The organism is Rhizobium ecuadorense, from assembly GCF_001187535.1.
GTDB classification, from domain to species: domain Bacteria; phylum Pseudomonadota; class Alphaproteobacteria; order Rhizobiales; family Rhizobiaceae; genus Rhizobium; species Rhizobium ecuadorense.
Genome location: NZ_LFIO01001687.1, coordinates 1 through 248, shown reverse-complemented (window position 1 = coordinate 248; position 248 = coordinate 1). Strand labels below are relative to the sequence as shown.

The window sequence follows — 248 nt, the reverse complement described above, 5'->3', positions numbered from 1 at the left end:
GGATGCATCTGTTCGACGGCGAAACAGAAATGGCCCTCAAGGCCAACTGAGACAGAGCCGATGCGTCTGGAACGAGGGTGTGGATGACTACGAAGCTTAAAATCACCGCGATCAAGCCCTATCCAGTATGGGTTGGAACGCGCAACCAGATGCTCGTCAAGGTCGAGACCGACAACGGCATCTTCGGATGGGGCGAGAGCGGCTTGAGCGGTCGCGAGAAGGCCGTGGCCGGCGCGATCGAGCACTAT

General features: G+C 58.5%; 1 pseudogene. It reads left to right on the top strand.

The features are described from left to right. Positions 1-83: 83 nt before the first annotated feature. Positions 84-248: pseudogene (locus AF337_RS42935) on the top strand (mandelate racemase/muconate lactonizing enzyme family protein); the annotation flags it as partial.